This window comes from Pontibacter harenae, from assembly GCF_020907245.1.
GTDB lineage: Bacteria > Bacteroidota > Bacteroidia > Cytophagales > Hymenobacteraceae > Pontibacter > Pontibacter harenae.
The window spans coordinates 1-13,867 of the sequence record NZ_JAJJWH010000064.1 but is presented as its reverse complement, the minus strand read 5'-3'; the positions used below and the strand labels follow the sequence as shown (position 1 = coordinate 13,867).

Sequence of the window (13,867 nt, the reverse complement as noted above, 5' to 3'; positions counted from 1 at the left end):
ACTGGCAGTCAATTTGCTGTCAGCCATCCACTCGATTGGGCGTACGGTTTTATTTTACCCTTACTAAGTTTCCATCGTCAAAGCCTGTTGTGATAGCTTCTGCATTCTTAAAGATGGAGTTGTTGAAGTTCTCTGAGTTCACGTATTCTGACACAAGCCCTTCATAAACTTCTAAGGCTTTCTCCCAATCTTTACCTTTCATAGTAGAAGGGTCAAGTTCAAAGTACTTATCTTCTGGCTCGAAGTTCACGTTTGTAGCCCAGTCATCATCTTCTTCATCAAAGGTTTCTGAACCTGTCAGATATATTGTATAGCTGCTTTCAGTTTCAAACAAACCGAAATTGAAGGCAACGATGCTGTCACTGACTGTTTCTGTTTTATTTATTCTATCCAGCCAGTTAGTGAAGTCAGTTTTAGTTGACATGGGTAAAGGAGTCTTATCTTTTTTCTATGCTTTTAACTGCCGCCCAACTACTGGATATGCGTAAACCTACGCTTATATGCATTATGCACGGAACAGCTGATGGCCAAATTTCCTGCATCCTGAAATACATTTGCGCATGTGGAAATGATCAAGTCCATACTTCAATATAGCAAATATCTGGGAACTTCACCACCCCTGGCAGCTTTACAAGATCAACTGATCTATAAAGCAGCACTGCACCGTTGTTCTGGGATGTCGTCTGTTGCGCTTTTCCCGAAATTCGAGGGTTTCTTGATGCAAATGCGAAAGGGGGTAACATCTCGAATAACGCAAGTTGCGGGTTGGAGAGATAAAACTGTCAGTTAAACTCTATTTTAAAGGGTAGTCAAAAATGCTATTTTTGGCAGGTATCCCGCATTTTGTGTTATTCATTGTTGTGTACAGTTTTTTTCATTAAGAACTTATTTGCATCAACTACTGCAAACTCCTCATCATCCCTAAAGATGCTTTTTAAAGAACCGATATGACCAACACCAATAATTACTAAAATTCTCTTTGGCTTTTTTCTGAGATGGTTTGTAACAATGTTAGAGTAAATTTTATAGTCCCTGTTTTTGAAAACAGAAATTAGTTCAGCTCCGATGTATTTCGGATTAATAAAGGCAGTATCCACCATTTCATCCGGATTGGTAAAAGTCCCATTGGTAACTCTTGCAGGAGTCATATACCTAAAACGGTACACCATATTGTAAGTTTTTGGTTGGTTAAGGAAAACTAAAAAATCTTTAAAAGATAGTTTCCCATTTTGCAATGCAGCATATTTTTCACTTACAACTTTACCAAGTTCCTTATCTTCATTTTGAAAAATTTCAATGTTCTCTCCATTATCTAAAATACTTTTAGAAGTGCCTCCTTTTGAATTTACGCAAATTATCTCCTGAACACCACTGTTTTTCCCTATGCGAAATGCCAGTTGATAAATCTCATCTCTGCCATCTTCTAAGCTGTTCAGCTTTAGCTTATTTTCTAAGTAGAGGGAATACAAGCTGTCAATTTCCTGTTGCCTTTCCGGCACAACTTCTATCATTACCATATCTGGAGAGTACCTTTCTACTAATGATGAAAATGCTCGGATGTTTTTTTGATTTTTGTCCGTTAAAACGTCTGTATTAGGATAACCTTCTTTATACACATTCCTTAAATGATCTGAACCCAATAGTAATATTTCTGTTTTGCCAGATTGCGCTGATACATTTAAACAAAATCCAAATATTAGGAACGCTAAAAACAGTCTCATAATCATATTGTTATTTGTTATTGAAATTGTACAAACTGCACTGGTACATGAGGTGAGCGAGGCGAAGCCTAAGTTTGGCTCATGTACTGGGTTAGCTACTATATTTCTCTAAATAGCCACTCTTTAGCAGGAAACTTTCAGCGTCCGACATCATGATGATGTCTTCAATAGCTTGTTTCTTATCATTGGAGTTATTGTAATAGGCTTCACAAATCTTGAACCCTATGAAATAAGCTAAATCGGCTGGACGATTTGTGCGGTAGTCATACATCCAATCCGTGTCATCAATGGATTTCCCACTTTTGACATCTGTATAGAATTCACTCCATAGCTCCCTTTCGTGTTCCATACCATAATCATATATGGCTTTGCTTTGCGTAATTCTGCCCAGCATCAGGGAGGCGATAAAATCAGCAGCTCCTTCCACTATGGTTTGCTTCAGCAGGGATTCATCTGCATTGTCTCCACCTGGCTGTTGTGTATGAACAGCTTCGTGGGCTACTACACCAATGATGTCACCTGTTTGGTTTCTTAGGACGAGCCTCATAAAATCATTCTTGTCAAACTCTTTGAGGTTAACTGAGTTGTCGGCTGCTACAATCTCAGTACCTATCAGAATTAACCCCTCTGAAGTTGTGCCACCTGTTCTCAAGGTTCCAATAGCAAAACAAACGTCTGGTTGCTTAAAGGACGGGTAAAGTTCACGAAGCTTATTGAAAGCAGGCTGTAGTTCGGATTTCCTGCTCTGCACGTCTTCGGCCAAAGGTCTGATTGTTTTCCAGAATTCAGGCATTGTCCTCACCAACTGGACGTACTCTTTGGCTGTAAAATTTCTTAGCTGCAAGAACTCTTTGAAGTATGGACTTGCTTTATCCAGGTACAACTCCTGAAATGCTAAAGCACTATCCGAAGAGCTGCCCAAATGGTCATATGCCTTCCAGAAATTTTTTATGTCCTGGGTCTCAATCTTATAGCTAACATCGCTTGATTTACCTGTTTCGTTAAGGACTTTAGAATGGGTGCAGCTTAAGATGAGCAAGCCACCAAGTAAAATGCTATAGAAACTCCATTTCATTACTAATCATTTATTGTAGCTAACTAGCAGCTAAACGGCAACATGCGCTTATCTGCACTATGTACGAAACAGCTCATAACCGAACTTCCTGTATTCAGAAGTGCGTTTGCGCATGTGAGAGAGGTTAAAGCCATACTTCAATATAGCAAATATCTGGGAACTTCACCACCCCTGGCAGCCTCTCATGGTCAACTGATCTATAAAGCAGCACTGCTCCGTTGCTGTGGGATGTCGTTCCTTGCGCTTTTCCCGAAATTCGAGGGTTTTATGATACAAATTTAGTGAGGTGGTAACGGGCTGGTGTAGCAGAATGGCGCAGATTTAGCAAGCCGTACTGCTAAACTTTGTTAGCATTAGATTTTCTCTTTTTTTAGTTTTTCAAATACTCTCTTTGATTCCATATCTTCTTTAGAGAATGTTCCAGAGCAATTACTAGTCGTATAGTTACTTTCTTTATCAACATATCCGAAAACAACATAGGTCTGTCCTATTTTGAAATACTTGTCGCAATTTGACCAATCAGGAATTATTTCAATTGTATCGGAAAGCATATGTCCCTTGTAAACTTTGTCTACTTTCAAAACTGCATGGTAACCGCCTCTCTCCCAATAAGTCGAATCAATCTTCATGTAACGGGAATTTCGATTTAATTTATCTTTAACATATTCAACTTTACCTGAGATTACAAAATCCGCTTTTCTATAACTCTCTTCCATAATCATTAATCCACAATCACAGGCAAATGATTCTGTAGCAAAAGCTATAAGTATGAGAAGCAAAACTTTTACTCTTATCATTTTTTAAATTAATGCTAACGGGTTGTACAGGCTACGAGCGAGGCGTAGCCGAGTATGGAGCCTGTGCAGGGTTAGGCTTTGTCATTCTCTTGGCTTTTCTAAAATCATGCTTTTACCTAGCCATGACAGACTATTTACTGCTTCTTAATTTAACAAGCTTATTTATAGTCTCAGGGTAGTCCTTTATAGTAAGAGCTTTTTCATAAAATTCTATTGCCTTCCCTTTGTCTCCCAGCCTTTCATAATACTGCCCCATGCTGCTATACACGTTATAACTGTTGGGGTAGTTCTCCATGTTCAGCTTTAAAAAGCCGTATGCTTTTTCAGGTATCTTTCGGTTCATACAAGCTAAGGCAAAGCTAAATACCATGTCCTCAGGAGGCAGCATTTTATATCCCACTTTGTCTGATAAGTAAGTGTAGTGCTGCCTTACATAGTCTGCATGAAAAGCGGAGGCTTCGACACCTTCACCTGGTATTGGTAAGGGTTCATACTTTAGCAATGTTCGCAGCGCATCATTTTCTGCCATCAAGGGTACTGTGAAATGATTTTCGCCCTTATAATACTTCCATGTCAGAGATGTGTTCTTCTGTTTTTCCAGCATTCTAGCAAAGGCAATATTAGCCCTGATGTGCGCCACATTATCTGATGCCTGTACTGTGTCCGCAACTGCCAAGAATAGCTTTCTGTTGCCAATCCTGTCTTTTTGAATCGCTGTGACAGCTTTCTTCAGTACAACTTTATCATCCCACCAAAGGCTTGGTTCAATGGCTACGTAAGCGTTGAATAAGGCTGGCTTTTCAACTAGTGTGTTTACTACTAATAAGCCACCGAAAGAGTGTCCTACAAGCATTCGGTACTGCTCTGTAGGGTATTTAGAATCAATGTAAGGGATTAGCTCCTTCTCAAGGAAAGATGTGAATTTATTGCCCCCACCAGAGTTTCTCAGGTATCTTTGCTCGTTTCCATTCCAATCCTTTGTTGAGCTTGTAGGAGTAAAGTCACGTGTTCTATCCGTATTTACAACTGCCACTACTATCATTTCAGGGACTATACTAGCACCGTTCTCAGAGCTTAGAAAATGTAGTAGTCCTGTCACCGATTGAAAATGCCAGTCCCCGTCAAGCAGATAAAGCACAGGGTACCGTTTGGGAGCAAAGATTTCGTATCCCTCAGGCTGAGCGGGGACATGGACCCATACCTGCCTGTTCTCACCAAGTGATGTGGAGTAAAGACTATCAATGATTCCTATTTCAATTTTTCCGTTTTGGGAGTATACAGGCAAAGCAGCGAAAAAAAAGGCTGCCAACAAAAGTTGTTTCATATCACGTACAGAGAAATGGTAGTTCTATTTTGCTTAGCTCTTTAAATTATATTTAGTAAATAGTTTAAGTAATTACTAAAAACTATTTAAAATTTATGTAGCCTAACTTGTATATAAACGTAGTCTATTACGTTTAGCCGCCTACCGTTTGTCAGCTAAACGTAACTGGACTAACGAATATACTATATATTAACCTCACAATAACTGGATCCTCCCCTAAAATTTATTGTCTCATAAAACCCCCTAATTCTGGGAAGGNCAACGATTCCCGAATTCCCGTCCTAAGATTCAAAACAGCTTTGCTACTTTTGAGACGGGTAAAGGAGATTTAATAAAGCGAGATAGCTGAGCTGAATTGCCTTATTCTTTAACCAGTGTAAATCAAAACATCCCCAGCAAAGAATATCTTTACTGGGGATGTTTCTTACAGCTTGATCTATTAGATAACTTCAGAGTGATAATGCCCCTCTCCTACCCTGTTTAGGCGGCGAAAAGCTCTAGCTGTCCTTCCAGGCAGTAGCGGTTGTTGAACTTTGGTTTTAGAACGCGGATGTAGTGCTTTTCCAACTTAAGCACCTCCTGCTTGTCCTGGTACTCCCGTAGGTAAATCACTGCTTCCTCCGTGCATTTATCCTTATGCTTTACGACGCGCCAAAAGATGTTGCTGGTCTCCCCTACGTAGACACACTCGCCTGAATCGAAAATAAAGTAAAGGAAGTACGAACTATTATTCTTTACATACCTTAGCTTCTTATATTCTCTTAATACTTCTCTCCTACTTAACCCGTCAAAATCAAACATGATCATCTGTGAGTCTATTTTTATGCATTAAGTATAAAACACCCCTTTTCTAAAAACTAACGAGTGTACTGACCTATACAGTTTCCAAAGCCAGTTTGAGGACAGAAACCTGTCTGAAAAAATTTCCCTAGGCTTAAATTGCATTGCTTCCTCTTAAACAAGCAATCTCAAAAAAACGAAAGCTACTTCGCAACCAATAACTACCACTCGTCATTATCTTTCGGAGCAGTCATTGTTTTCAATATGTTCTCTCTTTTCTCGGAGTCAATATGTGAAAGATAAAAGTTTACCAGCATTTCCAGAGCCATTCCTTTATTCTTATGATGGCCATTCATCCGGATTGCTTCAATTGCATTTTCATATTCTGGAAAAATATGAAACCCAGCTGTTCTCCGTTTGTCACTTTTGATTTCTAAGGTAATGCGTTTAACTTGCTTTTTGGGCTTTAGTTCTTTATCTGAATCCTTTCTTATCGTTTGTTTAGATTCATTTAGCTCTCTATCTACTTTCTTGCCTTCTAACGACTTTTCGGGTATTGAACTCGGTGTTTCAACTAAAGGAGCTTCATTCTCTACAGTGGCTCCATTTAGTCCTAATCCAGTTGTTAAATTACTGAGGTAATTAGAGTTTTTCAGCAGTTCGCTTCTTTTCTGTGCCATATTTATAGAGTGACTATTTCCTTACATAAATTTTTAAAATCTTCCACACCATTACTCTTATTTCCTAGATTGAAAATATGTCCACCTTTCATCAAAATAACATCATATAAAGTTTTATCCTCCCGTATGCTGGTAGAGAAATACGGCATATTTAAGCCTTTAATGTGATCAGCAATGATATGATTTGTGCTGTTTCGTTTTTTTGAATTATACTTATTTAAAAGGAATCCCGCAAACTTAAGATTCTTATTAAACTTAGCAATTCTATCAGTAAACTTAGTTAAACCAGCTATTCCATCTACACTAAACGGTTCAGGAAGAACTGGTATAACATAATAATCTGAGAAAAGCAGTGCGTTTGCTGTAAGCTTCCCAATTGCTGGTGGACAATCAATTATTACATAATCATAGTTGTCCAAATAATCTTCTATTGCTATCATTAGCAACATTTCTGCATTTGTCTGAGAAGCAAGCCTACCTTCCATACCCACGCACTTATCACAAATTACTGGTATGATGTCCATCCCGTATTTTGACACGACCACATCCTCAAATTTTGCCGTTTCCAGTAACAGATCAGACATATCGTTTTTCAACCCTTCCAGAGCAAGATAACTAGTAGCATTGCCCTGTGGATCTAAATCAACAAAAAGTGTTTTGAAACCTTCATTAGCCAAACCACCAGCCACGTTTACGCTGGTAGTAGTCTTTCCTACGCCCCCCTTGGCATTAACAAAGCTTATTACTTTAGTCACGAATATAAAATTTAGAGTGAAAGGTATAGTTAGTAAATATACTTAACTAAAATAGCTAAGCAAGATATGCTTATAAATAAATTATACTTATTTATCTTAGCTATCTAAACATTATTAAGAATGTACAGTATGTTTCTTAAGAATATTAAGAATACTAAGTTAAATAACTTAGCTAAGATTATTAATTAAAGGTGTAAGCTAAACTGCCTTCCTTTCTATCTGTTTTCTTAGTTCATCATAAATATGGGCTGCAGCATTATTAACTTTATCCTTTTTAAGGATATATTCTTTATGAATAGTTTTTGTAATCACTTCTGGTTCCAACTTGGATAAAAAGTAGCGTGCTTGTTTTTGATCAAGTCCATACTTTAGCATCTGATTCCAAGCATTCAAGGCAACACCAGTATAGTTAGTATTAGCTTCTTTATTAGCATTAGCTTCTTTAACAGTAGGCTGATTAAATAAATCTATTTTCACTGCACGCATAGAATTATTAGTAGAGGCAGGAGTGACGGCAGCTTCACTAGGCTTAGTAATAAAAAATGTTACACTTTTTACTGCGTTTCTATATCTGTCCGAGTCATCGACTTCAACTTTTAACAATTCAACTCTTTCAAGCTCTTGAATACCCGCATCAATAATTTTAGTTTTCAAATCATAATAGCGTTCATAGCTGGCTTTGCCTTTTCGTTCAGCTTTTTCACCCAATATTGTATCTTTCAATTCTTCTACGGATATGTTAACTTTTCCTAAATGGATATAGCTTCTAAGGAACCAGAACATACGATGAGTATACCCAGATTCTAGTTCCATCAGTTTTGTAACTTCACCTAAAGAAAAGTTCTCTTTTAAGTCTAATAAATAAGGTTTAACATGCTTACTAAATTTCCCAAGAATAAACCCATGACTACCCGATTTGATTTTTACATATTCAAAAATAGGGTAATAATCAGCACCAATCTTTTTATCGGGCTCAGTATTTATGACCTTTTGAGATAACGTTTTACATGCAGCATCCAATTGTTTGTATGTTGTACCTCCAATTGAATAATTAACTAAATCAGACATCTTTATGTAAGTGTCTTTCAGTTCTGAATCACGGCGCTCAATCCCTTGCAATAGTAAAGTAAATATTCTTGCTTGTAAGTTGTCTAATCCAAAGTGTGCGCGTGCTAGTGTATTATGTTGAGCTACCTGAATAACGTCTGCACTATTCTTTCTCATAAGTTATATTCATAAATTACTGCAGCGAATATATATAATAATCTCGAACTAACGACATTTTAATTTTTTTTTCGTTAGATCGACCAAGCAACGGTTTTTTGTCGTTAGTTCAACGGTTTTTTGTCGCTAACTTAAGCTAACAACTTCGGTTTTATGTAGTTTATTCAACGGTTTTTTGTCGTTAGTTCAACGGTTTTTTGTCGTTAGTTTGTTATTCAAATATTTGATTGTTAGTTAGTTACGTCATAATAATAAGAATAATAAGAATAAATAAAAAAATAGGTAATAACCATTTAATTTATATTTTTAAAATATTATTCATGAAAATACTTATAATTTTTTACCTGTTAATAGACTTTGTAATCCCCATTCAGTGAATCGGAATCTAGTTTACCTGGAAACTTCGGTTTTTTGTCGTTGATTGAGATTAAAACAATCATTCCCTTAAGAATTTCGGTTTTTTGTCGTTAGTTGAAATCAAAACAATCATTCTCCTTAGGAACTTCGGTTTTTTGTCGTTAGTTCTACACTTCATTAGCCTAGCTTACAAAGTGTAATAATAGAATCTTTTGTGTTTTTACATGTTCTAATAAAAGAGGTAAATGGTTCTGAAACGCTGGAATAGGAGAGAAGTAGCCAAACAAAAGTTCAACAACTGCTGCTGTCATACAAACCAATTAAGGCTTTCCTTGTATTACGATCAGCACTTACCTAGGTAAAGTCGCACAGTCAGCTTCTCATAGCTTTGTGTCAGTCTTCTTATACTTGACTATGGATCCAGGGGTAGGGGCAGTTTTGCAGTTTCAAACTGGGCGAACAAAACTAATTTTAATACACCTAACTGCGCACATACCCCTATAGGCCATTCACGTAATCACCTGATATGGATCTGCAAGAATTCAACTCCCTAGCATTGGACGATCGGGCAGAGGCCGTCTGGCGTCAGGGCACTTTCCTTGGTGCGACGGCTCAGAAAGGGTATGTCCTTTCGCTCTACGGCATGGGCGGCTTCTTCTGTGAGCTGTGGTACTGCCCAGCTTCAAACGAGATCAAGCTGGCGCTGGGCTTCACAGACACAAGCCTGCTGGAGCCGTACCTGGAAGACATAGAGCTGCCTGGCATCTGATTCCCATCCATGAGTACTCCCAATTATAGAGTGTTTTCTTTGTTTTCGTACCTTTGTTACAAACCTTCTACGAACATAGAAGTTGAGTACAGACAATTGTAAGATCCCTTAAATGCTGGCTTTTAGACAGTAAGATAGAGGTGGTATGGTTTATCTCTTGCCCTTTATACATGGTTTTCTTTCACCAGCAATGTATAATATCAACATATAGATTTATAAAGCACAAATAAATACCTATTTATGGGTATTGTTGTTGTACTTAAGGTGTAATAAATTGCACGGTTCAATATCGCGTGTGCTTAATTCCATTATATGAAGAAACTCTACCTGCTCTTTTGTTGCCTGTTTTCCTTTTATTACAATGTGGAGGCACAGTCAACACTCCTTTTCAAAGTCAAGCAGTTTCCCCCTCTCTTAGTTGATGCGGGGCCTGACACAGCAATGGCAAAGGGTGATTCAGTAGAGCTTGGAGGCGCTGTTTCCGCCTCTGGTGGCTCTGGAGCTTACACTTACGCATGGTCTCCAGCAGAGGGGCTCAATAGAACAGATGTCGCTAACCCTGTGGCCACCCCAGACTCGACCACAACTTATATGTTAACCGTGAGCGATGCCGCTGGGTGCGCCATGACGGAGGAAGTAACATTAACGGTCAACTCCGTCACAGGAATTGGCAACTCCAAAGACGAATTGGGCATAACCATATACCCGAATCCCAGCAATGGTACCTTTTATATAACATCCGCAGGGGAATTGAACAAGGCCTCCATGCTGCTGGAGATATACGACTCGCTGGGAAGATCCGTATACAGGGAGACCATCGAAACGCCAGGCAGAAAGCTAAACTTGAACATCAAGCTGCCGTCTTATAGCAAAGGCCTCCTCTTCCTCCGCCTCTCGGGCGGCAAGGTCAACATCGTCCGAAAAATCACTGTCCAATAACTCGCACCACTAAGCTCAGATTCAGATGGGTAACCTTTACTTACAAATTAACCGCTTGCTGCTGTTAGTGCTGTGTCTCTTTGTCGTCACCTCCGCTGCGGGGCAGATAACAGGTGGCAGGGACTTTTTCCTCCAGCTAGACGAGTACCACGGCCAGATACAGTGGGAGCAGTCCACTGACCGGCAGACTTGGGTTGCTGTTCCGAACGGCAGCGTCGGGAGGCTGAAACTGACCCCCGCCCAGACCACCCTTTACCGCGCCAAAATTACGGCCCCGGGGTGCTCGCCGGTTTACTCCGATGTCAAAGCTGCCTTTTTTGACACGGGCCGAATAGTCGCCGCAAAGCTGATCAAAGGTAAAGTTGTATTGCCGGAGGGAGCCGCGGGAGGTCTGAACGGCTACACAATCATGTCTGAGGTTGAAAGCAGCAGGCTAAACTCCGACGGCAGCTTTGAGATTCTGGTAGCTGATTCCACCGATCAGGATGTGCTGCTTCTGTTGAATGGCAGGGAAGAGGTCACCATGCTGGGTCACTACATCGGACCTCAGGAGGAGTATGTTATCAACTCAGAGTCCACTGCGTTGGCCCTGCTGGTGATGTACCCTTTTTTGAAGCCTGTGTCAATTAGTGAGAAAAAGGCGCTTGTAGAAAGCTATAAGGCTGAGGTTGAGTTCAAGCAGTTGAGCAAGCAGGTAGAGGCTTTAGCCAAAGAGGGAGCCGCGCTTTTTTCTTCCTCGAACGATGGGATCCGTGCCACTGTTAATCTTTTGATAGATAAGGGCTACAATAAAGATAGATTCAGGTTACAAAGTGTCAATGACATAATTGACAGTCCCCTAAGTATCATTTCTGATGGTTCATCAGTAAAGATCACCAATGTTACGCCTTTCTCTTATGTGGGGAGCATTTACCGTAAAAGCGACGACTCCATCATCAAAGCCTTCTTTATTGTTCCCGGGGGGCTTCTCCGGTCTTCTTCCTTTGTTCAGAGAATGCGACCACCGGACTATGCTCTTGAGGAGGAGGATCTGCAACATGAGAGGATTTTCGATCTGAAGAGCCTGGGTAAGGAAGTGGGGGAGTATGAAATAAGGCTGAGAAGCGGACGGGCCTTCGATAACACAGATGAGGATAATCTGGCCAGAGGCGAGAACATGTATGAAATGTTGATGTATATTCTAGACAACCTATCTCTGGGTGTTGTTGATGATAAGCATTCTGAGGCTGCAAAGCAGCTTGCCGCATGTTTTGGTTCTCTAGCGGATGATATGGCCAACAAGACGAAAATACTACTGACGGCCAATTCTGACACAGACATACTTAAGGAAGTTGTAATTCCTACTTTATCAAAAGAAACCGAAGCTGTCGGGAAATGTGGAATTTCAGGCCCCTTTTTATTTACATCCAAGGTTTTGAAATATCTTGATGTGTTCAACAAGCGGGAAGAACACATAAATGCCTGGTCGTTTCCCCTTACATGGTCCTTGGCTAATAAAAAGGTTGATGCTTGTCAGTATTTAGGACAGAACCTGGCTACAAAAGAATACAAAACAACCAGTTGCTTTGTGTTTGACCAAGTGACAAAGCTTGATGAGCGTTATTTGCCGGGTGAGACAGTACCGATAACCGTTAGAGCCATAGAAAACTATAAGTACTATCCGTACAGTATCAATGCTGTCAAAGAATTGGATTTTACCTGGCTGACACTTACCGGTGCTTTTGCACCGGATCGTAAAGTAAACCCCGCTGGGAAAACCGATCTGCGCGGGGAAGCTACAGTAGAGTGGATCCTGTCCTGCAGGGAAGAGAAGAATACAGTAACAGTATCCTTGCCAGGCATAGACTTCTCCGTGTATAAGGACATACTTATCACCAGCACCCATGTCCCTCCTCTTAAAGTTGATGCAAAAGGAGGAGACAGCCAAATGGGTGAAAAAGGGAAAAGACTGCCTGTTCCGATTTCCTTTGCTGTCAAGAACTTGGACGATAAATCAATATTTCCTTACGTTGACATAGACAACTTCAACATAAAGTGGGAGGTGTTCAAAGGCGGAAAGTGGGAGGAAATAAAGGGGGAAGGAGTCATTGAAGATGATTACAATAACCCGAATGCCCAAAAATTTCTCCGTAAGTACTGGACCTTGGATACCGTAGATGGGGAGCAGAAGATAAGGGCTATTCTGGAGGATAAGTGCGGGATGAAATGGAACATAGAGGAAAACCCAGTGATTTTCACTGCTAACTCAGAATGTAAAATCAGCAGGATAGAAATTTGGGATGAGGAGGATGAGGATTTTGGAGATATTATCTCTTATGATTATGAATACAACGACAAAGGTAAAATAATCAAGGAGACTGAATTTGATCATTATGATCAAACCAAAGAGCCTAATTTCATTACTACTTTCATACATAACACACAAAATCAATTATCAAGGGTTAATTTTGAAGAATCTGGCGAAGGAATGTATGCTTATGACACACATGAATATGATAACAATGGCAACCTCATCAAAACTCTTGATCATGATTTAGATTCGGAATCCAATTATCTAAACAGAAACATAGATCAGACCACTTATAAATATGATTCGAGCAAGAGGCTGATTGAAGAGAACTGGTACAGGGAGACTCATTACTCTGCAACTGATGTTAGAAGCCAGGGTTCTAAGACAACATATGAGTATATCGGAAGTACGGGAAATATCTCCAGAATAAGAGACTATGATGAAGAAGGGAAGCTTCGTCAGGTAGTTACTTTTGAAAGTTACAGTGATAAAATAAATCCCTATTATCTGATAGGATACTACAGTAGAGATCATGGTGGCCACTATAGCAGAAATGCTCCAGGCAAGGTAACATCTATTAACATCATTGACGGAAAAGAGGAGACAAGGGTTACAACCTACTCATATAAGTATAATCCAAAAGGCGATATAGTGGAAATGTCGGGTGGGGGTGAAACACATGTCTTCACTTATTCTAATTGCAAGTAAATTAATGAATTTACAATTAAGCTTATCCGAAGTATCTTTTCTGCTTATTTGAGCTTTTAATTCGGAGAGGATTATCTACAGTGCTTTGGCAATTAGCCAATCCTCTGTTAACCCTCTTAGGTCTCTTTATTGTATTTCATCTACGCTTTGGATGTAGCGATAGCACGTTGCCCTTCCGATGCCCAGAATCTTGGCTATCTCCCCGACAGACCTGTTGCCAGCGTCGAAGAGCACCTTGGCCGCCCCGCCTTCCCCTGGCCTTTGCCGCGGCGAGCCCCGCGTTGGTGCGCTCGCGGATGATCTCGCGCTCGAACTCTGCCAGGGAGGCGAAGATGTTGAAGGTGAAGCGGCCCGTGGCAGTGGCCGTGTTGATGCCGTCCTGCAGGCTCACGAAGTCCACGCCACGCTCCTGGAACTCCGAGACCAGGTCGATCAGGTCACGCAGCGA

General features: G+C 40.2%; 13 protein-coding genes and 1 pseudogene. 3 read left to right on the top strand and 11 right to left on the bottom strand.

Features of this window, described 5'->3' with window-relative positions; translation table 11 throughout:
• Positions 1-49: 49 nt before the first annotated feature.
• From LN893_RS19225 to LN893_RS19185, 9 genes are all read right to left on the bottom strand, one after another.
• Complete coding sequence (locus tag LN893_RS19225; protein WP_229972917.1) at positions 50-424, bottom strand: hypothetical protein; 375 nt, start codon at positions 422-424, stop codon at positions 50-52.
• A 424-nt stretch (positions 425-848) separates the two neighbouring features.
• Positions 849-1,721: a DUF5694 domain-containing protein gene (locus LN893_RS19220; protein ID WP_229972916.1), complete on the bottom strand. Its 873-nt coding sequence runs from the start codon at positions 1,719-1,721 to the stop codon at positions 849-851.
• Positions 1,722-1,812: 91 nt separating this feature from the next.
• A complete protein-coding gene (locus tag LN893_RS19215; protein ID WP_229972914.1) occupies positions 1,813-2,796 on the bottom strand; it encodes a gliding motility protein GldB-related protein in 984 nt (327 codons plus the stop codon).
• 353 nt (positions 2,797-3,149) lie between these two features.
• Positions 3,150-3,593, bottom strand: coding sequence for a hypothetical protein (locus LN893_RS19210; RefSeq protein ID WP_229972913.1), 444 nt, complete (start codon positions 3,591-3,593; stop codon positions 3,150-3,152).
• A gap of 130 nt (positions 3,594-3,723) precedes the next feature.
• Positions 3,724-4,917 (bottom strand): alpha/beta hydrolase-fold protein, encoded by a 1,194-nt coding sequence (locus LN893_RS19205; protein WP_229972912.1) that lies wholly within the window; start codon positions 4,915-4,917, stop codon positions 3,724-3,726.
• Between the two features lie 480 nt (positions 4,918-5,397).
• A complete protein-coding gene (locus LN893_RS19200) occupies positions 5,398-5,718 on the bottom strand; it encodes a GIY-YIG nuclease family protein (protein WP_229972911.1) in 321 nt (106 codons plus the stop codon).
• A gap of 200 nt (positions 5,719-5,918) precedes the next feature.
• The gene (locus LN893_RS19195; protein ID WP_229972910.1) at positions 5,919-6,377 is read right to left on the bottom strand and encodes a hypothetical protein; all 459 of its coding nucleotides are present in this window, start codon (positions 6,375-6,377) and stop codon (positions 5,919-5,921) included.
• Positions 6,378-6,379: 2 nt separating this feature from the next.
• Positions 6,380-7,132: a ParA family protein gene (locus tag LN893_RS19190; protein WP_229972909.1), complete on the bottom strand. Its 753-nt coding sequence runs from the start codon at positions 7,130-7,132 to the stop codon at positions 6,380-6,382.
• A 198-nt stretch (positions 7,133-7,330) separates the two neighbouring features.
• On the bottom strand, positions 7,331-8,356 hold the full coding sequence (locus LN893_RS19185) for a replication initiation protein (protein WP_229972908.1): 1,026 nt from the start codon (positions 8,354-8,356) through the stop codon (positions 7,331-7,333).
• A gap of 883 nt (positions 8,357-9,239) precedes the next feature.
• Here LN893_RS19185 and LN893_RS19180 point away from each other — a divergent pair.
• The 3 genes from LN893_RS19180 (at position 9,240) to LN893_RS19170 (ending at position 13,419) form a co-directional block, all read left to right on the top strand.
• Complete coding sequence (locus LN893_RS19180; RefSeq protein WP_229972906.1) at positions 9,240-9,482, top strand: hypothetical protein; 243 nt, start codon at positions 9,240-9,242, stop codon at positions 9,480-9,482.
• A gap of 312 nt (positions 9,483-9,794) precedes the next feature.
• On the top strand, positions 9,795-10,421 hold the full coding sequence (locus LN893_RS19175; RefSeq protein WP_229972904.1) for a T9SS type A sorting domain-containing protein: 627 nt from the start codon (positions 9,795-9,797) through the stop codon (positions 10,419-10,421).
• Positions 10,422-10,446: 25 nt separating this feature from the next.
• Complete coding sequence (locus LN893_RS19170; protein WP_229972903.1) at positions 10,447-13,419, top strand: DUF8696 domain-containing protein; 2,973 nt, start codon at positions 10,447-10,449, stop codon at positions 13,417-13,419.
• 126 nt (positions 13,420-13,545) lie between these two features.
• Here the strand turns inward: LN893_RS19170 and LN893_RS20885 are convergent, their stop codons facing one another.
• Entirely contained in the window at positions 13,546-13,653 is a 108-nt protein-coding gene (locus tag LN893_RS20885; protein ID WP_369427709.1) for a helix-turn-helix domain-containing protein, read from the bottom strand.
• 73 nt (positions 13,654-13,726) lie between these two features.
• A pseudogene (locus tag LN893_RS20880) lies at positions 13,727-13,810 on the bottom strand (recombinase family protein); the annotation flags it as partial.
• Positions 13,811-13,867: the final 57 nt, after the last annotated feature.

Bases quoted from the DNA above. Each gene is read 5' to 3' on its own strand.
- LN893_RS19195 (WP_229972910.1), bottom strand. From the start codon at position 6,377: ATGGCACAGAAAAGAAGCGAACTGCTGAAAAACTCTAATTACCTCAGT.
- LN893_RS19180 (WP_229972906.1), top strand. From the start codon at position 9,240: ATGGATCTGCAAGAATTCAACTCCCTAGCATTGGACGATCGGGCAGAG.
- LN893_RS19205 (WP_229972912.1), bottom strand. From the start codon at position 4,917: ATGAAACAACTTTTGTTGGCAGCCTTTTTTTTCGCTGCTTTGCCTGTA.
- LN893_RS19210 (WP_229972913.1), bottom strand. From the start codon at position 3,593: ATGATAAGAGTAAAAGTTTTGCTTCTCATACTTATAGCTTTTGCTACA.
- LN893_RS19170 (WP_229972903.1), top strand. From the start codon at position 10,447: ATGGGTAACCTTTACTTACAAATTAACCGCTTGCTGCTGTTAGTGCTG.
- LN893_RS19220 (WP_229972916.1), bottom strand. From the start codon at position 1,721: ATGAGACTGTTTTTAGCGTTCCTAATATTTGGATTTTGTTTAAATGTA.
- LN893_RS19215 (WP_229972914.1), bottom strand. From the start codon at position 2,796: ATGAAATGGAGTTTCTATAGCATTTTACTTGGTGGCTTGCTCATCTTA.
- LN893_RS19200 (WP_229972911.1), bottom strand. From the start codon at position 5,718: ATGTTTGATTTTGACGGGTTAAGTAGGAGAGAAGTATTAAGAGAATAT.
- LN893_RS19185 (WP_229972908.1), bottom strand. From the start codon at position 8,356: ATGAGAAAGAATAGTGCAGACGTTATTCAGGTAGCTCAACATAATACA.
- LN893_RS19175 (WP_229972904.1), top strand. From the start codon at position 9,795: ATGAAGAAACTCTACCTGCTCTTTTGTTGCCTGTTTTCCTTTTATTAC.
- LN893_RS19225 (WP_229972917.1), bottom strand. From the start codon at position 424: ATGTCAACTAAAACTGACTTCACTAACTGGCTGGATAGAATAAATAAA.